General features: G+C 42.5%; 18 protein-coding genes. 10 read left to right on the forward strand and 8 right to left on the reverse strand.

Going from position 1 to position 25,447, the window contains the following annotated elements; all coding sequences use genetic code 11:
• Window positions 1-3 precede the first annotated feature (3 nt).
• The 3 genes from ACED25_RS02040 to ACED25_RS02050 all read left to right on the forward strand — a co-directional run bounded on the left by ACED25_RS02040 (window position 4) and on the right by ACED25_RS02050 (window position 2,207).
• Window positions 4-678: a response regulator transcription factor gene (locus ACED25_RS02040; protein ID WP_280589787.1), complete on the forward strand. Its 675-nt coding sequence runs from the start codon at window positions 4-6 to the stop codon at window positions 676-678.
• Window positions 675-1,967, forward strand: coding sequence for a sensor histidine kinase (locus tag ACED25_RS02045; protein ID WP_371694519.1), 1,293 nt, complete (start codon window positions 675-677; stop codon window positions 1,965-1,967). Before ACED25_RS02040 ends, ACED25_RS02045 begins: the two co-directional genes overlap by 4 nt.
• Window positions 1,968-2,054: 87 nt before the next feature.
• Window positions 2,055-2,207: a hypothetical protein gene (locus tag ACED25_RS02050; RefSeq protein WP_371694520.1), complete on the forward strand. Its 153-nt coding sequence runs from the start codon at window positions 2,055-2,057 to the stop codon at window positions 2,205-2,207.
• Between the two features lie 110 nt (window positions 2,208-2,317).
• Here the strand turns inward: ACED25_RS02050 and ACED25_RS02055 are convergent, their stop codons facing one another.
• From ACED25_RS02055 to yghU, 3 genes are all read right to left on the reverse strand, one after another.
• Complete coding sequence (locus ACED25_RS02055; protein WP_017089599.1) at window positions 2,318-2,641, reverse strand: DOPA 4,5-dioxygenase family protein; 324 nt, start codon at window positions 2,639-2,641, stop codon at window positions 2,318-2,320.
• A 204-nt stretch (window positions 2,642-2,845) separates the two neighbouring features.
• On the reverse strand, window positions 2,846-7,333 hold the full coding sequence (locus tag ACED25_RS02060; RefSeq protein WP_371694521.1) for an SslE/AcfD family lipoprotein zinc metalloprotease: 4,488 nt from the start codon (window positions 7,331-7,333) through the stop codon (window positions 2,846-2,848).
• 273 nt (window positions 7,334-7,606) lie between these two features.
• On the reverse strand, window positions 7,607-8,464 hold the full coding sequence (gene yghU, locus ACED25_RS02065) for a glutathione-dependent disulfide-bond oxidoreductase (RefSeq protein WP_371694522.1): 858 nt from the start codon (window positions 8,462-8,464) through the stop codon (window positions 7,607-7,609).
• Between the two features lie 275 nt (window positions 8,465-8,739).
• Between yghU and ACED25_RS02070 the strand changes: the two genes are divergently transcribed.
• Window positions 8,740-9,084: a YajD family HNH nuclease gene (locus ACED25_RS02070; RefSeq protein WP_004730279.1), complete on the forward strand. Its 345-nt coding sequence runs from the start codon at window positions 8,740-8,742 to the stop codon at window positions 9,082-9,084.
• 30 nt (window positions 9,085-9,114) lie between these two features.
• Entirely contained in the window at window positions 9,115-9,531 is a 417-nt protein-coding gene (locus ACED25_RS02075; protein ID WP_371694523.1) for a TetR/AcrR family transcriptional regulator, read from the forward strand.
• A gap of 109 nt (window positions 9,532-9,640) precedes the next feature.
• Here ACED25_RS02075 and ACED25_RS02080 read toward each other — a convergent pair whose 3' ends face one another.
• Together ACED25_RS02080 and ACED25_RS02085 are read right to left on the reverse strand one after the other, a co-directional pair.
• Window positions 9,641-11,833 carry an HD domain-containing phosphohydrolase gene (locus ACED25_RS02080; protein ID WP_371694524.1) on the reverse strand — a complete coding sequence of 731 codons (2,193 nt, stop codon included), beginning with the start codon at window positions 11,831-11,833 and terminating at the stop codon, window positions 9,641-9,643.
• Entirely contained in the window at window positions 11,830-12,594 is a 765-nt protein-coding gene (locus ACED25_RS02085; RefSeq protein ID WP_371694525.1) for a substrate-binding periplasmic protein, read from the reverse strand. The genes ACED25_RS02080 and ACED25_RS02085 overlap by 4 nt, the downstream gene beginning before the upstream one ends.
• A gap of 210 nt (window positions 12,595-12,804) precedes the next feature.
• On the opposite strand from ACED25_RS02085, the gene ACED25_RS02090 reads away from it, so the two are divergent.
• Together ACED25_RS02090 and ACED25_RS02095 are read left to right on the forward strand one after the other, a co-directional pair.
• Window positions 12,805-13,302, forward strand: a complete 498-nt coding sequence (locus ACED25_RS02090) for a hypothetical protein (protein WP_371694526.1) — start codon at window positions 12,805-12,807, stop codon at window positions 13,300-13,302.
• Between the two features lie 10 nt (window positions 13,303-13,312).
• Entirely contained in the window at window positions 13,313-14,428 is a 1,116-nt protein-coding gene (locus ACED25_RS02095; protein ID WP_371694527.1) for a diguanylate cyclase domain-containing protein, read from the forward strand.
• Between the two features lie 170 nt (window positions 14,429-14,598).
• Here ACED25_RS02095 and ACED25_RS02100 read toward each other — a convergent pair whose 3' ends face one another.
• Together ACED25_RS02100 and ACED25_RS02105 are read right to left on the reverse strand one after the other, a co-directional pair.
• Window positions 14,599-15,123, reverse strand: a complete 525-nt coding sequence (locus tag ACED25_RS02100) for a prepilin-type N-terminal cleavage/methylation domain-containing protein (RefSeq protein WP_371694528.1) — start codon at window positions 15,121-15,123, stop codon at window positions 14,599-14,601.
• 568 nt (window positions 15,124-15,691) lie between these two features.
• Window positions 15,692-16,072, reverse strand: a complete 381-nt coding sequence (locus ACED25_RS02105; RefSeq protein WP_371694529.1) for an NADH:ubiquinone oxidoreductase — start codon at window positions 16,070-16,072, stop codon at window positions 15,692-15,694.
• 594 nt (window positions 16,073-16,666) lie between these two features.
• On the opposite strand from ACED25_RS02105, the gene ACED25_RS02110 reads away from it, so the two are divergent.
• From ACED25_RS02110 to ACED25_RS02120, 3 genes are all read left to right on the forward strand, one after another.
• Window positions 16,667-17,905 (forward strand): OFA family MFS transporter, encoded by a 1,239-nt coding sequence (locus ACED25_RS02110; protein WP_009844864.1) that lies wholly within the window; start codon window positions 16,667-16,669, stop codon window positions 17,903-17,905.
• A 56-nt stretch (window positions 17,906-17,961) separates the two neighbouring features.
• Complete coding sequence (locus tag ACED25_RS02115) at window positions 17,962-19,626, forward strand: VRR-NUC domain-containing protein (protein ID WP_371694530.1); 1,665 nt, start codon at window positions 17,962-17,964, stop codon at window positions 19,624-19,626.
• A gap of 162 nt (window positions 19,627-19,788) precedes the next feature.
• Complete coding sequence (locus tag ACED25_RS02120; protein ID WP_371694531.1) at window positions 19,789-22,143, forward strand: fatty acid cis/trans isomerase; 2,355 nt, start codon at window positions 19,789-19,791, stop codon at window positions 22,141-22,143.
• A 259-nt stretch (window positions 22,144-22,402) separates the two neighbouring features.
• Here the strand turns inward: ACED25_RS02120 and torS are convergent, their stop codons facing one another.
• The gene (gene torS / locus ACED25_RS02125; RefSeq protein WP_371694532.1) at window positions 22,403-25,435 is read right to left on the reverse strand and encodes a TMAO reductase system sensor histidine kinase/response regulator TorS; all 3,033 of its coding nucleotides are present in this window, start codon (window positions 25,433-25,435) and stop codon (window positions 22,403-22,405) included.
• Window positions 25,436-25,447: the final 12 nt, after the last annotated feature.

Below are 25,447 nucleotides of genomic sequence, written 5' to 3' on the forward strand. Positions count from 1 at the left end.
CTTATGAGTATTAACGCCCTGTTGATTGAAGACGACAGCGACTTGGCAGAAGCCATTGCAGACTATATGGAACTCGATGGGTTCGAATTCGATTTTGCTTACAATGGCAGCGCGGGTCTAAATCTCGCTTTAGAGGGGCGTTATGACATCATCTTAACGGACATCAACATGCCCAAGATGGATGGGCTTGATGTCTGTCAATCTCTTAGGAAGCAAGGCGTGACCACTCCGATTCTAATGTTAACCGCAAGAGACACGTTAGAAGACAAGATCGCGGGGTTCGAGGTCGGTTCGGATGACTATCTAGTGAAGCCTTTTGCGATGGAAGAACTCAAAGTACGGTTGATGGCACTAGTGCGCCGCGCTCAAGGCTCCGTGACGTCATTATCTGTGGTAGACCTCAAGCTGGACTTAGATAAGCATCAAGCCATTAGAGACGGCAAGCTATTGAAGCTCTCTCCGGTATGTTGGCGAATGCTCGTGATGTTAGTGCGAAACAGCCCTAACGTGGTGAGCAAAGCCAAGCTTGAAGAAGCATGGGAAGACGAAATGCCAAGCTCTGATAGCATGAAAGCGCACCTGTTTAAGCTTCGACAAGTGGTTGATGCGCCCTTTGACTCAAAGTTAATCCACACGGTTCATGGCATTGGTGTTGTCTTGCATGAGGAACCATCATGAAACACGCGGACATGAATCGAGTCAGTATTAAGCGCGATATCTACCTCTACTTATTTGGCATCGTCGTATTACTCACAGCCATCTACAGCTTGATGGTATCTCAGAGCTATCATATTGGTCTCAATGAATCGGCAAAATATGGATTTCTGTATGAGTTGGAAGTGGCAGAGCAGCAATACATCGAAACAGGGCAACTGCCAGACTACCAAAACCCAACATTCCAAGCCTTTCTAAGTTATTCAGATCTGCCCGTTAAGTTTCAACAAGCTTTTGATTGGAAAGCGTTTGATAACGACGCTATTTATGATCATTACCAGCCATCGCCTAACAATGAGTTAGGGCAATACCTCTATGCAGCCAAGCATCAAGTTTCTGGTAAAGACGAAGCCTTGTACATCATTTCTGAGTACGATGAAGCCATCTACTTGAATCTATTCGAGCTGAACCCACCTGATTCCGTCAACCAAATAAACAATGCTTTTATCGCCATCGGTGCCCTTTTACTCTTGGTATTTTTGATCATTCGCCTTTTGATACATCGAGTCACCAAACCGATTATTACGCTATCAAAATGGTCTGAATCTCTGGATGTGGACAACACTGAAGGTCTGACTCAATTTCGCTATAAAGAAATCGACCAGTTAGCTTCCCAACTAATTAAAAGCGTGCACGGTGAACGACAGGCCAATGAGCGCGAGAGCTTTTTCTTAAGAGCCGCGAGCCACGAACTAAGAACACCGATTGCCACTATTTCAGCCAGTGGCGATATGCTGGTTCGGTTGTCTGAAACTATCCCTAACAGCGGCCAACGAGCAGTCGCACGAATCCAACGTTCGGCCACTAACATGAAAGCCTTGGTAACGACTCTGTTGTGGATGAGTCGTAATAGCGAAATGGAAACCAACTATGAGCTAATCAAGCTGACTCCCCTGCTCAACAACATCATCGAAAGCCAACGTTACCTTCTCAAAAACAAAGAAGTAGAAATCCACACCAAGGTCGATCAAGGCGAACACTCCCTTCCCCGCGAGTTAACAGAGGTTGTGCTCACCAACTTAGTCCGAAATGCATTTCAACATGGTGGCAGCGGAGATATCAGTATCACGCTATCAGAGACTCTGTTTGAGGTAACCAACCGTTTGGAAGATGAAAACCTAACAAACGACTCTGAACAACAAACCTCTTTTGGTATCGGCCTAGAGCTCATCGATCGCGTGTGTCAGAACCAAGGTTGGCAGTTTACTCATCAAGTTCACAACAATGAGTTCATCGTCAAAGTCATGCTATAGCGATTTTCTAAATGGTTATTGGATGGTGACCAAAAGTTTACCCTCACTTGGTTATGCTAGTCGCACAATCTAGTTAGGAGTTATTTTATGGGTACTTGGATTTTAGAAACACTGTTATGGGCTGCGGTAACCGTGGCGGTTTGTGTCGCGATTTGGGGGCTGTACTTACCTAATATATTGATCGCATTAGGTGTGTCGGTAGCGGTATCACTGTTATTGGGGAATAGCTGGAGAAGCTAGAATTTAGGCAAGAAGACAATGAGCAAAACGAGGTGTGCACCGACACACCCGACAGCACCTAAGTTACTAAGTTAGATTATTAGATGCTCACTGTCGGGAGCAGAGTTGAATTAGCTAGTCAGCGTATCTTCGAATACACCGAGCTCACGACCAAGCCAAGTCGCACGTACTGTGTGGTCTAGCGTTTCTTCGCCACCGGTTACTGGATGAATCAACACCGACATATCACCGCGCTCTTGCTCCAACCACTCAACAATGCCCGACTCTTTGTTCGCAAAGTGAATCTCAAACATCGGCATCTTATGTGGGCCAACCAAACGCTGTATTAATGGGAAAGTCTCTAGCACATCTTTGCGTTCCGATAGAATTTTCTGACGCAGTGTTTCTGCCTGCTCTGCAAAGCGCAGAGGGAAATAGATATGACCGTGGTACATGGCACCATCCTTTAGAATTATGATGCGAACAGTTTAACCTGCTTTCTCTAGCAAGGACAGCCAACCAATGGCAGCCGAAGTATTAAACATCATGTAGAAGACTGATCTAGCTGAAATTTCTAGAACATTGCAACAAAAACGCCACACGTAATTTAAGTGTGGCGTTTATATTTTAGCTGTAAAATGCCTTAGCAAGAATTAGCGTTAGTAAATTGAATCAACATTCAAAGGGCTGTTCTTTGGTTTCTCTAGTTTTAACTGTTCAACCGCACTAAGACCTTTAGAGCTAATTCCACCACTATAAGACTTCGAGCCATCAGCATTAGTCATCGAGGTCTCTCCCACGTTCCAAGCAACAAAGAAATCACTTAAGTCATAGTTCGAAACGTAGGAGCTACATACCATCATTAAGTCGCCACCGGTTAGCCCAGTATCTTTGGCACTACAATAGTTTTCAACCGCATCACCCTCTGTATCACCTCGAGCTTTACGGTGCATAAGTTTGAACATGTTCCAGCCTTCATCTTCACCATACACATCAGATTGGCTTGCGCCGCGTGTATACCAATCATCAATTGCAAAGTTCGATTTTGCCCAGATTTTTAGCTGACCAAACATAACTAATCGTAAACCTGCATCACCATGTGACCACGCATGTTCATTATTAAGCTCTAGCCATTTAGGTGCTTTCTTAATATCCGATTTAATACGATCCATTTCAGGGTTTGCATTGCGCCCCTCTAACTCCTGCATATACAACGCAAGAAGGTTATTGGTCACTTCTGTACTACCAGCCGCTAGGAAAGGAGCTGATGCTAAGTTATGACCAACTTCATGCCACAACAACCAGTCGTTCACAGGGTTGGTTGGAATGTATGTCCGATTTGCGTTAAAGCTTGAATTCATCACTGGGTAACCAGAGTGAGCAGCACCAATCGAAATCTGCACGTCATTCACAAAACGATGGCGGAACGCCATCAGTTCTGGATAAGTGAACCTACGGTGTAAACCATCGTTTTGAATCTCATCACGCCCGTAGAAGTCACTAGCAGCGTCAGCGAATCGATTCATGTCCGAAGCAAACTGTCCTAAATCAGCGGATTCTATGTTCCTAACGGGCGTGGTATAGATAAATGAACCCGTGTCGACTTCTGCAATTGGTGCGTCTGCCGATTGAATAGTGTTAATCCACTGTCCCTCTTTCCACCAAGCAGCTTTTAACGCGCCCTCAATGCTAAACGAGACTTCACCAAGCTCTTTTACTTTCGGTTGAATGTAGATAAGGCCGCCATATGGCACCTTGAAGGTTAAGTTCGAACCGTCGTAAGCATAGTTAGTTTGCATACGCGGAGGGCGCTTCAAACTGGTTTCATGATTCGGCTTGCCTGTAAGGTCATCCGCTATCATCACAGTGATCGTTGCAGCGACACCATGACTAATCGTCACATCTTGTAGCTGAGGAGCCCATAAACCTGTCGATTGATTGTTCCCAGCCGAATACGTGACGCCCTTGCCATCTGTTTGGATAAGAACCGAACTTGACGAAGATGCACCTGAAGTTCGACCCGGATACATTGTGGTATCAACAACGATTTCATGATCCCAGAATGAGCGCCCCAACATAATGCGAGTCAGAGGTTTCTCCATGTAATTTAATGGATAGCTCGGATTCAACTGTCCCGATAACTCACCTTCGCCATATATCATTCCATTAGCGACTAACGACGCTTTTAGGTCAACAGGACACTGTGCTTCTAGTGTATCTGTTTGATGTAAGTCTTCGGTATAACAGTTAAGGAACTGAACAGCTTGCTTGAACCCCAACTCATCTTGTATGTCTGTTTCAAATCGGTATGCGTTGTCATTCCACATCCAAACAGACAGGTTATCAAACGCTTGATTCAATTCGCTGTTAGACAGACGCTTACCTTGAGTACCTTTCGTGCGATAGTAAATCTCGTGCTCGTAGAGCGCTGTAAAGTTAGAACCCAAGTTCGCTGCTTTCACCATACTGTCGACAATGGTTTTACTCACTTCATAGCGATCGAAATCGGCTCTATGATAAGCACCGCGAACAGTCACACCGTCTCCAGAACGAGTCTCTATACAGTTAAATTCGTATTCATACTCGTTCTTACAAAGCTCAGTGCCAACGAATGCCGACTGCAGTTCTTTGATCGCCGCTTCACGCTCTGCTACAGATTCAACAAAGATACGTGCGGATTTTGCCTCCATTACCGTTACACCAGACGCATCAAGCACTGGCTTCCCTTCAGCGTCTAACTTAGCAACCTCATAAGTCGGGATTTCAAACTTGATTTTGGATTCATCTTCAATCCACTCAACCGTACCATCTTGATTTACCGTGAACGGAGGCTCTCCTTGGTTATCTTGAAAACGCTCAAGAACCACCATTTCCTTTTCACTCTTCACGTGAAAATTTGGATACGGCGCTTGGCAGTAATAAGAGCTACCGCAGAAAGCTTGGTTTGTTGGCGTAACGTTTTCACCACCTAGAGATACACCCGCGGCGTCCGCTAAGCGTCCAATAGGTTCAGGGTTAGTCGTTTGAATCGCATCCATAAACAAGATATTGCCACCGTCATTAACATAGTTAATAAGAGCCGTAATATCGTCTTGGTTTAAGTTAGGGTTATCCAAGTCAGCAACAAACTGGTTAGTCATGCCATCTTGAACCAACTTAGGTGGGTATACCTGAAGGATCAAAATAGGCGTGGTGCTCGCATCCAAACCATCAAAGTCACCTGAACCGCGCTTTTCTACTGATGCAAAACCATACTGAGGACTAACAAAAAACGTGTACTGCTTACCCATTGTGGAGTGGTGATAAGCCGAATAAGCTTGGTCAATATTGGTGACTGCATTCATCCCAGCAATAGGCAGACCATTATTGAGCCACTCAAACAAGTTCGAGAAAAACGACCTCATGCTGCCTTGGTCATCATGCAGTAGGTTTTCGAACGTCGAAACAGTGCACTGTTGTTTGTTGCTATCGATATGCAATGTTCGATTGGCCCAATAATTTTCAGGGCATGACAGAATACTTGGATATAAGCCATTACCCATGAACACGACCTTACCTTTGCCTATCTCGCCTGCTGTAACGAATGGAAAACCATAAGTCGCGTTGTCTTCAGAGACTAAAGGAATCGGCGGCATCGAGATGCTTGGGTGTTGTGCGATGTAAGGCTTGCCTTCACGAGTCCAGGCCTGTTGCTCACCAAAGTAAAGCTCACGGTTTTTATCAGTTCTTGGCATCATCACAGGGAATGCTCTGTTCGATATATTCAGAGCTCGCATACCACGGGTATAACCCGTTGCACCGTAAAAGCTACCATTATCATTGAATACATGGAATGTGGTGACGTTGTGAAAGATTTGCTGCAGAGACTCTGTTACATACTGACCAGAATCCATAGATAAAACGGCAGGTTGACGAACATAATCCATAAACTGAGGCGTTTGGCGCAGCTGCTCATCGATTACTGCCGTTAACCCTTGGCTAAACTGACCAACAAACTCATTAGGAAGTTCAAAGTCTGTACCCTCTATTAATCCCCCATTTGGCAGAGTTAGGTTAATCAGTTCATTTATAACGTTAGGGTACTTTGAAAAGGTATCTTGGACTTCTTCAGATATCTCATAATGACTTAGATGATCAACCGCGTAGCGCTCTAGTAATGACTGGATATTCGCTTTCTCTACCACATTATTGGTCACATCAGACAATTGATAAGCAATCTGATTACCCGTAATGGAGCCAAACTCAAACGTATCAATACCAAAAGCGATTCTGTCACCCCACAGGTACTCAAAGATTCCCTCTTCATCCGTCACGCCCGTCGCGTTAGCCGAAAAGAAACTGATCCCAGAAATCGGCGTACCATTAGCATCTGTAAGCTTACTGCGAGTTAACACCTTACCTTCAACACTTGGCTTATAAGCATAGGTAGACTCCGCGTCTGCAGAAACAAAACCAGCGTTAAGGTTATTGTCCGCATTAGGGTCAACCGCAGGAACAACAGTTGTGTCTACGTGTGAACTAGGAGCCTTACCTACTTCATCGGTAGATTCTTCTTCTTTCGATGAAAAGTATGCATCGACAGCATCTTGATCATCAAGTTGCGAGAACACATCCTCAATATCAAAAGCATCCAGTTCTTTTAAACAGATAGCACTTTCTGTCTCACAAACATCAATTGATTCGAGTACTTTAGTAACGTTGTCTCCGTGTAATTCTGTCAACTCAAATGCCGCGTTAAGCCCATCATTTGAAATCGTGAACTCTGTTATCTCAGGGAAAGGAGCAGTGAAATCACCTAAAGTAAGGTGACCCAAGGTACAACTAAAACTCACGCCTTGTTTAACACTGAACGTTCCGTTTTCAAGATGAACGCCGTCACAGTACACATCTCCAGACACAAACGCCCCGCTCGACAACAGTGAACCGATGTAAGTTGTTGGGGGGATAATATCTGTAGGTGGAATAATGTCAGTCGGCGGAAGAATATCCGTTGGTGGAATGATGTCAGTCGGCGGAAGAATATCCGTTGGTGGAATGATGTCCGCTGGAGGCAATGTGTCAGGGGTGCCACCATAGGTTCGTGAATCGTCATTACATCCTGAAAGAGCCGTGGATATGATAGCCAGCGCAATTATGTTTTTTTTCATTGAGCGATGTTAATCGTAGTTTAAAATGGACCGCTATCTTATCGATTTACTCCACCTCGATGACTATTGTTTTTTGTCTTAACGATAAAAGCAACCACCAATAAGCAATTGAATTTTAAATAAAAAACAAATTTGAGATCCTTATTCCAACTGCGAAAAATTCCAGTACCTAATACAAAAAAATGCCATACCTCGTTAGAGATACAGCATTTCAATTAGCCATTAACATTAAGACCGATAGGGTATATCTGCCCAAAAACACGTTCCAAAAAACTAAGGCTTAAGCTTTAAAACTCGGTCAATGTCTTCTGCAGAGTGGCGCTCGGGGACTTGCTCCCACTCTTCACCGAATGAACGGTTCACTACTCGACCTCGTTGGAAACCTTCGCGCGCTTCTAGTTGCTTCGCCCAGCGCACAACGTTGGTGTAAGACTCAACTTGTAGGAACTCAGCGGCATCGTAGATTTTTCCTAGTACAAGGTTGCCATACCAAGGCCAAATTGCGATATCAGCGATGCTTAGCTCTTCGCCCGCCACAAAAGTGCTATTTGCAAGTTGCTTGTCTAGCACGTCTAGTTGACGCTTCGCTTCCATCGCAAAACGGTTAATTGGGTACTCTTGCTTTTCATCAGCGTAAGCGTAGAAGTGACCAAAGCCACCACCTAGGAATGGTGCTGAACCTTGAGCCCAGAACAACCAATTAATGGTTTGTGTTCTCGCTGCCCCTTCTTTTGGCAAGAAGTGACCAAACTTTTCAGCTAAGTGCATCAAGATAGATGCCGATTCGAAAACATTCACATCTTCAGCACCAGACTTATCAACGAGTGCTGGTATTTTGGAATTTGGATTAACCCTCACAAAACCAGAAGAGAACTGTTCAGCTTCACCAATGTTAATCAAATACGCATCATATTCAGCTTCTTTAACACCTGCCGCTAACAACTCTTCCAGCAAGATAGTGACTTTTTGACCGTTCGGTGTACCAAGAGAATACAATTGAAAAGCATGGTCACCAACAGGAAGCTCTTTATCAAAGCGAGCGCCAGATTCAGGACTATTGATATTTGCCCACTTGTTACCACCATCAGTATCGTTAACCCAAACTTTTGGCGGTGTGTATTGTTCTGACATGATATTTCCTTATTAATATAGGTTAGCTTTAACTGATATTAGGTCACGCTCCCTTGGTTAAAACCCCTAAATACAATTTCTTTTCAAACTGTTAAGCATGGCTTATTCCAGAAAGAAATAACCTGCTTTATGAGATAGCACACGTAAAAGATAAGTGTCCAATCAAACCTAAGCCACATAACGGTTAGTACGAAACATGATTTAGTCACGACATGCCTACAGGTCAAAGAAAGCTGTGATAAAATCGGGAGATTACAATTGATAAGGATTTGGCAATGTCTTCTGATTACACAGGCTCGAGTGCAGCGTACGCTCGCCAAGAGAAAGGCTACCGTGAAAAAGCACTGAAACTGTACCCATGGGTTTGTGGTAAGTGCGCGCGTGAATTTGTTTACTCGAACTTAAGAGAGCTGACCGTTCACCACGTCGATCACGACCATACAAACAACCCTGAAGACGGAAGTAACTGGGAACTATTGTGCCTTTACTGTCACGATCATGAACACTCAAAATACACAGACCATGACCGTTATGGCGTTGATGCCAAGGCTCGTTTAGACGACCACCAATCAGCGACCCACAACCCTTTCGCAGATCTTGCGAAGTTGATGAAGAAATAACTTTCGACTAAAAGTTCGGGTTCGTAGCGAATGAGCGAAAAAGCAGAAAATACAAAAAGAAGAATTATTGAGGCGGCCTTTGACATCACTTTGAATGAAGGCTTTGATGCTGCAACATTTACCCGCCTGTCTAAACAAGCGGTTATTTCACGTAGTGGCATTAATACACACTTCAAGCGTAAAGAAGATCTCGCTCTAGAGTTAGTATCAAAGTATGTAGAGATCATCAAACAACCACTCAAATTTGAATCACCTGAGGCGTTCTATCAATCTTGGACTGAGGCGTTCGACAACAATCCAAGGTTTAAGAAAGCAATCCTAACTGCGGGTCCAATAATACCTAAGCTCGATGGTGTTAAAGGCCTATTTGATTCAATAAAAGGTGATGAGCAAGAGGTTAAAAGTTGTGTTTACAAATGTGTCGGCTACGCCGTAATTCACGCGTAAGATTGCGTTTGGACTAGAAAAACCATCTAGTTCAAACCTTTATACAAACTCCCTATCCTACTCAAAGCACCAAATAAGCCACTAATTCAGTGGCCTATTTTCAAATCAATTAAATCAACATTTGTTTAAGATGATTTTGGGTAGTTGGGTCACATTGAATATCGCGATACTGATCTTTAGTTTGTAGAATTTCGTCAATCGACCGTATGAAGGCATCAACGACTTCTGGATCAAAGTGGCGCCCGGATTCTGACTTTATCAATGCTATCGCTTTCTCATCACTCCATGCTTCTTTGTATGGCCTAACGGTGGTCAATGCATCAAATACGTCAGCTATTGCAATGATTCGTGCTGATAAAGGGATTTGTTCGCCCATTAAATTGTAAGGATAGCCGGACCCATCCCATTTCTCATGGTGTGCTATCGATATATCCTTAGCCATGATCAACAAAGGGCTACTATGTTCTCCGATAATCTTCTCACCAAATATAGGATGCGCTTTCATAACATCCCACTCTTGCGTGGTTAGTTTGCCTGGCTTATGTAATATCTTATCTGGAATCCCTATCTTACCGATATCGTGCATTGGCGCAGCAGTGAATAAGTTTTCACACCATTGCTTTGTACAACCATAATTGACCGCGACAATTTTTGCGTAATGACTCATTCGAACCACGTGCATCCCGGTATCATTATCTTTAAATTCAGCTGCATTACCCAACCGTTCAATCAAACTTCGATTTAACGCAATTTGTTTGCCCGTCACTTTTCTAACAATGATCAACGTAAAACCAAGGCTCAAAATAACAAAAGCACTCATACCGGATGTAATGATTATCAAAGCCCACTGAAAGTCGTTATGCTCAGTTAATGCCTCCTCAACATCAATCTTCGCAATAAAATTAGCTTGAAAAGTACTTTGCTTACTTGCAACAACAAAGACCTGAGCTCCTTGGTAATCTGTAGTACGCTCCATATCACTAATGTCACCGTTATTCGGCGGCTGTGAAATAGTGATAACTCCGTCTTTCTTATTACCTAGACAATTCTCTTTCTTACAACGCGATATCACAGTGCCCGACGCATCAACTGCGAGCATCTCGCCCGTATTTTGAAAATATTTTTTGTAATCATCAGGGAAAAACAACTCATCGGTCAGTATCTCACTGACAATGACACCAACGATCTCTCCAGATTTCTGTTTAACAATTGGAGTAGAAAAAAACAGATTTCCTTTGTAGTCTTGCTCAGTGTGATCGTAATAAGCACCTATCGAGAATATTGATGCTCGCCCCCTAAGAGCTTCGAGAAAATACGGATATATATCTACATTAAATTCATCATAGACAACGCTATCCCCATAGTGAGTCAACACTGAACCTTTGGTATTTAATACCGCAAATGCATTGTTTCCCCCAATATGTAAGTTTGCATACCGCTTGAAGACTTGAATTAGACGATCCTGGTTATTTTTTATTGATGCGTTTACTTGTTCATTTCGCGTAATCATCAGCTCATCAAACACGTTTACAAATTCGTCGGTTGAAGTGATGAAATCAAAAGTGCTTTTCATCAAATTAACTTTGTTTTCAACACCTTCTTGGTAGCTACGAACCACACTATTAAGGTCACTTCTCGTTCTTTCGATTGCATAACTTCTACTAGAATCAATCAATAAATAACTTACAGCCGTTGCAATCATGACAAAAAATATGATGGAGATTAGAAATGAATAGAGAAACTTATTTGAGTTGATATCAAAGCTCGATAGCTTTGCATCGGATTTCTTTAGAGCCGCATAAAAAACGCCCGATAAAAGAAAGATAACAAGTACAAAAACAACCGCATAGTATCCAATGTGGAAACGGTCATCCGTTAAAGGCTCATCATCAGAGATATAAAGATGCACTGTACCTATGACCAATCCGTCATAAACAATATCAGTGTTGGCGTAATCCGAATACAAACGTACATTTTCATCGATAGAACGATTGAAATAGGCGTTGTTTTCGCTCCTGAAGTACGTCAATGCACTCTTCCCGCTTACAACATCTTTTATATCGAGTGCATTGATCGATTCGTTGTGAGTAATAATCGATTCAACTGTCACCCGCAGGTTTTTTGCATCCAAATTGTATAAATGAGGAGCGACTAAATCCGATATTTTCGCAGCTATTTTTAACGGTGTGTTTCTTGCTTTTAAATGGCCATTTGAATCCTGAATTGTCGCTAAGAAAATCAAATAAAAGCTTAAGATGCTCATTAAACCAATGAGCAAGTGTGTCGTTTTCAACCTGCTCATTCGGATTCTCCTAACTTTTTATACTTATCAAATAATTCTGTGATGTAACCTTGAGATCGTAGAAGCTTGATTGCCTCATTAATCTTAGGAAGAGACCCCTCATTCACTTTTGTTAATCTAATTCTTAAGTCAAAATACTTCATTGGCTTTGTGATCCCAATGAGTTGCTCGTTGATCTCTTTAGCTTCTGCGATGACTAGGGGCATAAACATATAGTCACAACGGTCCATTTCGATCATCTTTGTTGAATTATTTTCTGTAATACTGTCTTTGTCTGAACCCCCAATGTTTACGTCATAAAACCCCAAAACAGAACAAGAAGTCAGTGTTTTAAACGCACTCAACGTATTGGGTGGAGATTCAAAGTGAGAACGCCGATAGATAACCACTTCAGACGTTCGATACAGCGGAATGCTGTACACACTATTCTCAAGCTCAAGAAGTTCGGTTCGCCATTCTTTCGCTATCCCAGGTTCAACATCTATCTTCTGGTATTTCATCAGGTGTCGAACCCGCGACTGTGGGTAGAAATGATACTTGAAGCGGATTCCCGTCATCTCTCCAATTTCATTCAAAAGATCAATATAGACACCCTTCTCAGGGGCTCCGAACTTCGGTTTGACAAAATAGGGGTACCTATCTTCATTCATTAAGGCAACATTGAGTACATCAACGTCGCTATTCGCCTGTATTTGTGCGTGTACCTTTATAGAGAAAATAAAACTCATAGAGATAACGACTGCTTGCCATACTAATTTCAAGTTTTGATCTCCTGTTCATTCTCTACCACTCAACTCAGACAAAACAAACAGCCATGTTTGATGATAAAATCAACATATTTATAATGACCATTGTAATACTGACAATATTTTATAATAATATAATGCACACCGATTAGTTCAATTAACTCAATAGTTCTTGTTGATATCTTGACAAGCCAAACAAAAACAAAATAAAAAAGGACAGCGTCCGTGAAAGTAGTATACATCCTCTTGATAATTTTATTTGTAGCTGTTAAAGCGCCAGCACAAACCCATTTAGATGAATCACTCGTCATGAAAATACGTTTTGAAAGTAGAGATGTAACTTACGACTACACAATGGACGAACTAACAAAAATAGCCCCAAACCAACTCTCGACACCACTGCCTTGGCGAAAAGAGAAACGAGCTTACCAAGGAGTCTACCTGGAAGATTTGCTCAAACATCATGAACCATCTCTGAACATACGTTGTATTGAGATCGTCTCTGCAAATGGATACAAAGCGACATTTACTCAAGACAGTCTTGCCAACACACACTTTTTTTTAGCGTATCAAGACGAAGGACAACCAATACCCATTAGGCAAAAAGGGCCTGTTATTGTGATCCGTGATTTAAACAACCTCAACGACCAAGCTATGCGAAATCTGTCACTTGCTTACCACCTAGTCTGGTTTGCCAATGAAATTGTTGTTTTTGAAGAGTGAGGAAAAAGCAGTGAAACATGACAAAGTCAAAAGAAGCTTGGCATTAGCAATCTTCTTCACCTTATTACTGTTCGTTACGTTGAGAATCAATGAAGCACACTCTGAACATGACCGTGAAACCGTAAAATATATCGAGTTGATCAAAGCTTCTTATTGGGCTTCTTGGCGATTTGGAAGAGAAGTTCATGAACTGGAAATGGAAGTGTCAGACACAATATACAATGATGTGGATTCGCCTCAAAAAATAAAAAATAGGATTGATTTCCTTATTGTTAACTACGAGTTCTTGACTACAGACGCCAATGTATTCAAAAAATTTCAAGGTTATGCAAAGGACTCGATTGCTAATCACATTGAACAATTAGACCACCATTACAACACGCTTTTGTCGCAAGATAATTGGCGACAACATTTACCTGAAATTTTAGGTACGGTCTCCAACATAAAGATTCTTTATGATGACGTGGTGTTGTACGAACTCAAGGGCTATGATCTCTCTGAATTTGTGAATGTGATAAATGAGGATCGAAAAAGCCTGTTGTATGCGATATATATGGCGATTATTGGCGCTGCGATAACAATTCCAGCCATCACTTATTTAACTCGTCGTCTCAAAGAAAAATCACTTAATCTTGAAACCGACTACCTTACTGGGCTTAAAAACCGGAAATACTGTTTAACTGCACTAAAAAGACATATAGAAAAAGGTGAGCCTCTTGGCTTTTGCTTTTTAGATTTAAATGGGTTTAAAGAAGTTAATGATACTTTGGGACACGATGCAGGGGATCAGCTTCTCAAAATCATTGCTAGGCGAGTGCAAAAATCGATAAAAAGTTCTGATACTTTTGCACGACTCGGAGGTGATGAGTTTGGTTTGATCATTGTTAATTTTGAGCATCATGCAGACATTGAAGTTGCACTAACTCGGATAATGGGAATGATAAGTCAACCGATTGATCTCGAAGGAAACATAATCCAAGTTGGGTGTTCCGCAGGTATTTCCATCTATCAACAAAAACACTTCTTATCAGAAAAAGAGCTCATGTCTGCTGCTGATTCTGCGATGTATGAAGCAAAATCGAATAAGCACAATCAACTCAACAATTATGAATTTTATCAAAGTTAAACAACGTTTTTACTTGTCTATACTCTGACTTTAGAGCGATTGAATATTGCAAATATTTTCACTTTACATCTGCGCCCAATTTCCAATCAAGGGTGGCGGTTGGTTTATAGTTTGGCAAACGGTCTTCCTTAACCGATACATAAGCAAGAATATTGGAAGTACTAAATCGCCTAGTTACAATCCACCAAATCAAGAACGGGTTTAGCATCTACTGGATCACCAATTCTTGACTCATATCTTAAATAACATGAATCATTCACAAGGTTGCCATCTAGCATATTGTTAGGGAAGGCTATTTCCACATAATAAGAATTGCTGATGTTATTATTAGGTTGTACGTCTGTCAGAACAAAATCGCCTGAACCATCAACTTCAATACCTTCGACCAAAACGGACAACGTTTTAACATCCGCAGGGGCATATCCGTACCAAAAAGTGCAATCACCACAACCTGGTATAATTGCCGCGGCCGAAACCCCTTTAGTTATAAGGTTTCCTTCTGCGTTGGCAACTAGCATTTTTCCATAAGATAAGTTGATTGCAGACTCAAGAGCTCCTTTTAACCCCTTTAACGACGCATTTTTTGCATCACTCTGAAAATTCAAAAAGCGAGGAGCAGCAGTCACTGCCAACACCCCAAGGATAACTATCACTACTACAAGTTCAACCAAGGTAAAACCTTTGTTTTTATACATACTATTAACCTTTCTACTATTAATTTTTCAATGGTATATTTACTCTCGAAGCTTTTTGATAAGGGCCATAGTCGAACTTCAACTCGATCAAATTCGACTGTTTTACTTGATCTCGAGTTGTATGTTCTTATCAATGTAGTTAACCGCATTCTTCAAGTGTTTTTGAATAACTGGTTGATAAATACCAAACCACATAATTTGAAATCACTCCGCGCCACATTGATTGTTTTAATATGAATCCATTCAGCCATTAAGACACAACAAAGCGAATACAATAAAAACGAGCAATATCAATAGACCTTGTACTTCATTATTGAACACTAGCGACTACTCCAACTACAATAATCCATTTAATAATCATTGCTTTACGTATCTATCCGACGTAAGCACACAACCAAAAAAGGACGCCGTCCTTTTTCTGGCCGTAATAAACGTTCGATGAACGATTAGTCAAACACATATTATTTCAATAATGCAATTTTAGGTAACGTACTCAAATTCTGTTTTTTTGAGCTCAGGCAGGATCAAAAAAGCCTTCCGAAGAAGGCTTTTTAAGAATCAAATCGAATTACGCTGCCGCTTGCTTGCGAGACTCTTCTACCTGCTTAGCACGCTTTTTAAGCGTCAACTTATCGCGGTATGCAAACCAAACGTAAGTCACTACGACCAAGAAGAAAAGGTATGACAATGAGAAAATGAACGGCGATTGAATGATATCGTTTGAGATACCCCAAGAAACACCGATAACGGTCACTGCAATTTTTGCAAAAAAGCCACACATCAATAGCATTAATGCCAACTGTGGGAAACGCGTACTGCGAAATGCAAGCCAGTAACAACTACCAACTGCTAACGCCGCAATATAGAAGCCGAATAGGAAAGAGTGAATATGGTCAGCTGCCGCTACACCACCAGAAATTGACATCAATAAAATTAAAAACAGTTTCATAATACTCGCCTCACCATAGGTTGGAAACGCATCCTTTCAAATTTGGAATCTCAGTTTGCGTGCTATTTTCCCACTTTTTTTCGGCAACACAACCCCTCAAGTTGAACAAAATGTAAGCAAAGATGCTAACAAAAACCCAATTTAACAATCATTTAACATGTTGTTTTTTATAAACCTCCGTTAACCCTTGTCTCATATGAATAAAGCGTCATTTCGATTTGTTTTGTTACACAAAATTAACCTTGGAAAATATTTAAAATAATTCGTAACTCTGTGATATCCGCACGGGATACGTGGACAATCTGAAATGTGTATCGAAGAACCCCTTAAAAAATAAGCCCGCCACGCTAAAAAGAACAAAATAGAAAGGTATTGAAAACAACTTACAAACCAACAAAAAACAACCCATTAACAACTTTGGGTTTATTTACCAAAAATGGAAAAAGAGATTCCAATCACATTTTTATTGGTTATAATCCGCGCTCTTTTGCGTTGTCTGTTGATAAACGCAAACTAATTTTGAAGAAACAATCACAATAACCCGTCTTTAGTTAAGTGGCTCACCACTGACCAACGACAAAACTGAGAATAAAAATGAGCAAGATTGATAAAGCATCACGTATCCTGCTAGCAGGCTTCTGTATCAACCTTTGTCTTGGCATCCTGTATGCTTGGAGTGTATTTAACAAGGCGCTAGTTACTGAAGCTGGTTGGAGTGCTGCTGAAGCATCTTCACCTTACGCTATTGCAACTATCACATTCTCTGTTTGTCTTCTTGTTGCAGGCATCCTACAAGACCGTATGGGTCCACGTAAGATCCTTATTCTTGGTACAGCGCTTACTGGCCTAGGTATGATTGCTTCTGGTTTCGCTACGACTCCTATGATGCTAAACCTAACGTTTGGCGTGATGACAGGTGCTGGTATCGGCTTCGGTTACGCATGTCTTTCTCCATCAGCAATGAAATGGTTCCATTCTTCTAAGAAAGGTATGGTTAACGGTCTAATCGCTGCAGGCTTCGGTCTTGCTGCTATTTACCTAGCACCACTAACTTCTGCGCTAATCGATAGCATGGGTATCCAAACAAGCTTTATGATTCTTGGTGTTGGTGTACTTGCAATCGCAGTACCTCTAGCGGCAACGATCAACAACCCACCAGCGGATTACACGCCAGCTGAGCCTAAAGTAAAAGAAGGCCAAGCACCTAAAGCGGTTAAGAAGACTGAAGACCTAACGTGGAAAGTAATGCTGAAGACTCCTCAGTTCTACTCTCTATGGATCATGTACGCATTTGCTGCTTCTGTTGGTCTTATGATCATCGGTAACATCACTACGATTGCTAGCGTTCAAGCGAACCTACCAAACGCGGTTTACCTAGCGTCTATCCTTGCTGTATTCAACTCAGGCGGTCGTGTTGCTGCAGGTATGCTTGCAGATAAAATCGGTGGCGTACGTACTCTACTTCTAGCGTTCATCCTTCAAGGCGCGAACATGGCTCTATTCGCTACGTTCAACTCTGAATTCACGCTAATCATTGGTACGGCTATCGCAGCTGTTGGTTACGGTACACTTCTAGCAGTATTCCCAACACTAACTGCGGAATTCTACGGCCTGAAAAACTACGGTACGAACTACGGCGTGCTTTACACGGCATGGGGTATCGGTGGTGCTATCGGTGCTGCGGTTGTTGGTTACTCAATGACGAATGGCGAAGGTTACGGCCTAGCTTACACAATCTCTGCTGCTATGATGGCCGTGTGTATTGTTCTAGCTATCGTGACTAAACCAATCTCAGAAGCGAAAGCAACAGAACTTAAGCAAGCAAGCGCTTAATTCAGTTCTCGATTGATTAAAAATAGAAAGAGCTTAACCTTAGGGTTAGGCTCTTTTTGTATCAAGCGACTAATCCATTGACGATAGAAACCACTCCTCAGCTCTCCCCTACTTATTATCTCGACAACTTCAATCGACTGATTGAACACGCTCAAACACTCTATCCCGATCTGCTGAGTGACGATGAATACCATTGGTTGTCTGAATACAAACGTCTTGCAGTCGCAAGCCAGTGTCTAATGATTCGTTTGCTTTCTCGCAAAGGCTGCTGGTTTCGAAGTGATAAGCTCGACTATGCTGAAATTCCAGATCTGAAAAACGCCCTACAAGAGCTAAACGCATCGAACTTCATTGCGTTAAGCCACCCTATCGAACAACATAACCTTGTCATTAGTGATCTCGAATTAGGATTGCATCTACTGACTAAACCAGAGCTGTTCAGCGCATTTCCATTTCTTATGAACAATAAGACAGCGAAGAAAGACGAACTCTTGGCTTTGCTCGATCACCAACCTTTTAATAAGTTCCGAAACTTGTCGTTCGATTGTATTTACGTTGTCAAATCTGAAGTTATTGATGTCTTGCTGCTACTGTTCTTTGCCAATACTTATCAAGACCTAAGCCAATTCGTTCTTAGCGATCTTGGACTCAACACCTTCGAAAACTACCCATTAAGCAAACAGCGCCGTTTCTTCTCCTCTAGAGAACAGCTCAATCAACTGCTCCAGATGCGCGATATTCAACGCTTGTATTCAGAAGGTGACCGCAAAGACGGTGAGTTTCTGGAGCTGCTTTTAAATTCGATTCCTGAAGAATCAGAACACAGAAGCATTACCAGAAAACGATCGCGTTTGATCAATGATATAGCTCGCGATCTAGAAAGGCTCAACCAAAACGATCAAGCTGTCTTTTGGTTCAAACAATCCGTACTTCCCCCAAGCAGAGAACGACTTGCACGCATCTATGACAAGCAAGATGAGCTAAACTCAATGTGTGACATCGTCACAAAAATGAAAGCGAATCCATCAGATGTATCAGAGCTGGAAGTCGCTATTAAGCTTGAAAACAGGCTACTACGGAAACAGGGCCACAAAGTTTCTCGAACCATAAAACCGAGCTGCAAAGAGATAAAACTGGAATTAGACCTCAGCCAAACGCGAGTTGAACTTGCGGTGAAGCAACACTTGGAAAACCAAGGTTGGGATGTCTACTTTTCTGAAAACAGTTTTCTGTGTGGCTTGTTTGGTTTGGCTTTCTGGGATGTCATTTTCGCAGACGTAGAAGGCGCCTTTATCAATCGCTACCAACATCGCCCTCTGGATCTGTACCATTCAAATTTCGTAGACAAGCGAGTTGAACAGATCGAGGCTGTGTTTCAAACCATATCCGAGCAAGGGCTAAACCAATTGCTGGATATCTACGACCAGAAATACGGTATCGCAAATCCATTCGTTCATTGGAACCATTTCCCTAAAGCACTCATTGAGCACAGTATGGAGGCTATTCCGAACGCCTTAATCGTCAAGCTATTCAAAGTGATATTGAGTGATCTAAAGCTATTTAGAAATGGGATGCCGGATTTGATTGCGTTCAAGGACGATGAATTTCATTGGATTGAGGTCAAAGGGCCCGGCGATAAATTGCAAGACAACCAATGGCGATGGATCAAAGAGTTCGAGCGATTATCTGTTCCATTCTCGGCTTGCTACGTCAATCATTAGATAGTTGCCTAGTCTCTAGTCTCTAGTCTCTAGTCTCTAGTCTCTAGTCTCTAGTCTCTAGTAAATAACTTACATCAATATCTTATCTATAAAATAGTCAGAACATGAGCTTTTTCAATCATTTTCGATATAATTAGAGAAAATGCCTAATCTTTAATACGTATGAATTTGAAAAAACTCTTCATTTTAGCTTTTGTTAGCGTCTTCTCAGGTTGTGCCGTCTACGCGGGGTTGAACTTCGATCAGCTCTTTGGTGAACAACAAGTCCGAGATCGCCAAGCGCCTATTCTTTCATCTCAAGCACAGCATTTCATTGACGAAGTCAAACCTATCATTGATAGCCGCTGTGTTGTTTGCCACGCTTGTTATGATGCACCTTGCCAGCTCAAAATGTCTTCAGTTGAAGGTATCGACCGAGGGGCGAGTAAAGCACTCGTTTATCAAGGCACCCGTTTAACCGCCTCAGCCCCTACCCGCCTGTTTGAAGACGCGATAACCACACAAGAGTGGCGTGATGCGGATTTTCATCCAGTGCTTAACGAACGTATGCAGAATTCAACGGCTAACCTTGATGCTGGGCTTGTTTCTCGTATGTTGATGCAAAAAGAAAACCACCCTCTTCCAAATCAAACGCAACTTGAAGGCTTCGACTTTTCAACCGATCGCGACCAACAGTGTCCGACCATTGAAGAGTACGCTCAATACGAAAGAGATTACCCGACGTGGGGAATGCCTTATGGCATGCCGAACTTAGATAAAACGGAATACGCGACTTTAATGAGCTGGTTGGAAAATGGCGCGTTAATGAATGACCATATTCCACTGAATGATGCGGAACAAGAGCTCGTTGAAATCTACGAGGGCTTTCTCAACAAGAGTGACAATAAAAGCCAACTTTCAGCACGTTATATCTATGAACATCTGTTTCTATCACACCTCTATTTCTCTGATTTAGCTCAGCCAACACGCTTCTTCACCTTGGTTCGTTCTGCGACGCCTCCTGGTGAAGCGATTCAACGCATCACGAGTCGTCGACCTTACGACGATCCAAAAGTGGATCGGGTTTATTATCGCCTGATTCCAGAGCAAGGCACCATCGTCCACAAAACACACATGCCTTTCGCATTAAATGAAGAACGCCTGAACAATTGGAACACATGGTTTGTGGATGCTCGTTACGCTGTCAAACAACTTCCTAGCTACGCGATTGACGTCGCGGCGAATCCAATGACTTCGTTTGAAGCTCTTCCGGTGAACTCGCGCTTCCATTTCATGCTGGACAATGCACAAAACACCATCATGGCCTTTATCAAGGGGCCGGTGTGTCGCGGGCAGCTCGCACTCAACGTGATCAATGATAGATTCTGGGTACTATTCATCGATCCTGATAAAGCGGATCTGCCTGAAATTAATCAGTTTTATGCCAACCAGAAGCAAAACCTAAAGCTGCCTAGTGAACTAGAAAGCAACACTGTCCCTGTCACAAACTGGGTGAGCTACGCGAAGCAGCAAGCTCGATACCTTAATGCGAAATCAGACTTCACCAATCAATGGTTTGATAGCGGAGTAAATCTAGACACAGATATCATTTGGGATGGCAATGGCACGAACCCTAATGCCGCGCTTACTATCTTTAGACACTTTGATAGCGCTTCAGTTGTTCAAGGTTTAGTTGGCCCACAACCCAAGACAGCGTGGATTCTTGATTACGCCCTTCTAGAACGTATCCATTACCTTCTCGTTGCTGGTTTTGATGTCTACGGTAACTTCGGCCACCAACTGATTACCCGCATGTTTATGGACTTCTTGCGCCTTGAGGGTGAGAGTAACTTCTTGACCCTTCTTCCAAAAGACGTGCGACACATTGAACACTCAAGTTGGTATGAAAACCAAAGCTCACAGTTGAGCGACTACTTGCAGCGCAATATTGCACCTTTTGACCAGCCAACCAACGTGATATACAAAACGACAAATCCTAAGCGTGAACTGCTTAATATGATCAAAGATAAGCTCGCGCCGATCCTCGATAATCGCTTTGATATTGTCGAAACAGGGTTCAGTCGGAAAAACGAAGCTCTGCTCAAACAAGTGAATTTGATTAAGGGAGTTGGTCTGCGTCATGTGCCTCAATTAGTGACGATCATGATTGAAAGCGAGAGCGGCGATGAGCAGCTGTTCACCATGATTCACAATAACGCTCACAGCAACATTTCAAGCCTGTTCAATGAAGAAGGTAATCGAGATTACGCCAATGACGACTTAACACTGGTACGTGGCGTTGTAGGTAGCTACCCAGCCGCTTATCTGTCATTAACTGAGCGCGATATACCGACTCTGGTTAAAGCACTGCAAAGCTTGGACACAGAAAAAGATTACGTCGCGTTGCTGGATAAGTTTGCAGTACGACGCAGTTCGCCTGAGTTCTGGCCATTCAGCGACCGAGTTCACCGTTGGTATCAACAAGATCAACCGATTGAGTTTGGTTTATTGGATTACAACCGTTTTGAGAATAGATAGTAAAAATAGATAGCCAGTAGGCGCTAGGCCTTGGTTCTAGCTTTTGAGTATTGAGCACATTGCCTCGAGCGTCGGTTATATCGCCTTGAACGTCGGCTATATCGCCTTAATCTTCGGTCATATTGCTTGAAATCTTGGTAAGTCTTTCTTAAAGAACTATTGGTACACATGCTATAAAAAATCCTCTGACGAATAGTCGTTCAGAGGATTTTTTATTTGGCTTGCAGATTAGGTATAAGCTTAAAACAGGCTCACATCGTTAAACTGAAACATAGGGCTCAAGTGCCTTCAACGAGTCTTTAACTAGTTCCGATAAAGCTTGGTCGTTATCTCGATACTGCAATAATGGTTCTTCGCTTGCTTCAATGCTCTGACACAAGCTGTACAGTGCTGATAGACCCAAACTACCCGCCGACCCTTTAAGTTTATGCGCCAAGGACTTCACTTCTCGTCCATCATCCGCTTGACTCGCCTCAGCTAATTCATTCAAGGTCAGGTCACTGCTTTCATCAAACAGCGCAACGATCTGTTTCATTTTCTCTAATCCAAGAATCGACAGATCACCCTCTATCACTTTGGAATCAATCAATTTCACCGGAGTATCTCCTCGGTCTTGGGAATCAGTTGTATCATATTGAGCATCAATGGCAGCCGTGTGATTAGCCAATACATCTACCATCTGCGTGGCGTTCCGTTCATCACTGTTACTCTCAATAACGCGTTTATAGTTTTGTTTGCAAACGGCATCGTTCGGATCAGGCTGTGGTAACAACAGTGCTTTACCATCGAGCTGAGTAACGATGAGCTGAGAAAGAGCCTCTTTCTCCAACGGCTTAGGCAAGAAACCATCGAACCCTGATGCTAAATAGCTTTCGACTTCTTCATTGAATACATGCGCCGACACCGCCACCATAGGTGGTATATTTAGCGGCTCAGCCGTGGACGTTTGTTCTAGAATCGCTTTTAACTGTTGAATCAGCTCTATGCCATCACAATCGGGTAGATTGATGTCTACCAGCGCAATATCAAACGCCTGCTCACTGAATATGGCTCTGGCCTCTTCTCCTGTTGTCGCCATCACAACGTCATGGCCTAGGTTATTCAGAAATCCTTCAGCAACAATGCAGTTAACAGGGTTATCTTCAATCAACAGTACTTTGGCACGGATACAAGCTTCAATAGTCGGTGCTTTCGTTTCAATCTTCTCACCCGCGAACAAAGGTACTGAGAACCAGAATTGGCTACCTTCTCCTTCTTCGGAATGAACACCAATATCACCGTTCATTGCTTGCATGATACTTTTGCTGATCGCTAGCCCTAGCCCAGTGCCGCCAGTTTTATTGCGACCACTACCGGTTTGGGTGAATGCATCAAACAGACAAGCTTGCTCTTTGCTATCAATGCCAACCCCCGTATCTGACACTTCAAACATCACTCGATTTTCATCTTCTATATCTAAGCTGATAAAGATATCGACTGAGCCGGTTTCAGTAAACTTAATCGCATTGCCAACCAGATTGTTCAAAATTTGGCTGATTCGTGTTACATCACCACGCCAATAACGTTGTACGTTACTTTCAATATGGAAATCGAAATTAAGTTTCTTCTCAGCAGCACGTCCCTCCATTAGTTGGTAGGTATCTTTAACCATTTGGTAGAGATCAAACGAAGCCGTGCGTATTTCTAAATGCCCCGCTTCTATCTTTGAATAATCAAGCACGTCATTCAAAATGGCGAGAAGATTCTTGCCGCTGCGGTTAATGATATCGGCATAACCCGATTGCAAAGGATCTAGCCCAGTATCTTTAAGTAATCGAGCCGTACCTAATACACCGTTCATCGGTGTTCGTATTTCATGGCTCATCGTCGCGAGGAAGGCGGACTTAGCCCGGCTTGCTTGCTCTGCGGCATTACGAGCCTTAGCGTGATTTTCCACCTCGACATTCAACTTCTCATTGGTTTTTTGCAGTTGATAAGTTCGGTCGGTGACCAATTCTTCTAAGTGTTCTTTATGTTCTTCGAGCTCACGTTTCGCCTTCGCTTCTCCAACGGCTACCACTTGTAGCGCCTGTGCCGTATTTCTCGCTGTAATAATAGCCTCACCCATATGAGCCAGTTCATCATTACCTTTAACCGAGATATCGATATTCAGACGCCCCTGAGCGATAGACATCAAAGCTGAAGAGTATTCAGTAAGACGTTTAACCACCGAGATATAAACAACTCGCCACACAATAACGGCAACGATAACCAAGCCAATAACCGAAATCACCGACAACGACCATTGAGCTAGATTCAGCGTGCTAGTCAGCTCATCAACCGCTTTTTTGGTACTTAGATTCGAATCGTCGATCAATTGGTTAACCGTTGTATTCAGTTGCGAAAACAGCTCCAGCGTATTTTGCATCAGAAATTCAGATTTTTTGGTGTTCTCATATTGTTCTAACGATATATCGAACACGACTTGGCGTTTTCTTAATTCTTCAAGAAGCTGAGACATCTGCGCTGAACGAGTCGGGTCTTCGACCGCTTTCACACGGCGCGCCATAATTCTTAGATTAGATTCAAACTCAGATTGGATTTGATGAATACGTTCAACGTTAGTGACAGTCTGCGTTTCTTCAATTTGATTAAGCATTTTGTACGCCAACAAATGTAATTCATGCAAGCGTTCAGACAAATCAAGGTCTACCTCAACAAGCGCATCTAAGGCTTGGTAGGCTTTATCAGTTTGCTTGGTTTCTAGTAGATCATAAATGTGTGTAACGTTGGCAACTGCGATGGTGGCCGTGTTCAACACTTGGGTTCGGGTTAGCTGTTCTAGCTCTTCCGCAAGTAGACGCATCTCTTCAACGCGAGAAGACAGTTCCTTGTTTAACCAAAGCTTACGTTCAACTGACACGCCCAACTCAGCCAGTGTATTAATAACACTTTGGACATTGTTTTCGAGTTTATTAAGAAGTTGGGAATCAAAGCTGTCGACGCCAAGTTCTTTGATATGCTGAAGAAGCGACTCAAGTTGACCGAACAACATAGTGCCCGCTTCTTTTCTTTCTGCTTCATTTCTCGCATTAGAAAGCGTTTGTACCGACGAAATAATACGGTTACTCAACTCAGATACTTGACGAGCTTCGATCATGGCAGGAAGAGCAGAATCGACGACGTTTCTTTCAGTCTTTGCTACAAAGCTAAAACCAGAAACACCGATCAATGCAGACAATAAAACCAACAGGGCCATCACTAAGAATGAGGCCAGTAGCTTGCGTCCAATACTCGCTGAAGCTAACAACATAAACTCTAAACC

Origin of the sequence: Vibrio sp. 1F263 (assembly GCF_041439035.1) — a bacterium.
Lineage (GTDB): Bacteria > Pseudomonadota > Gammaproteobacteria > Enterobacterales > Vibrionaceae > Vibrio > Vibrio tasmaniensis_A.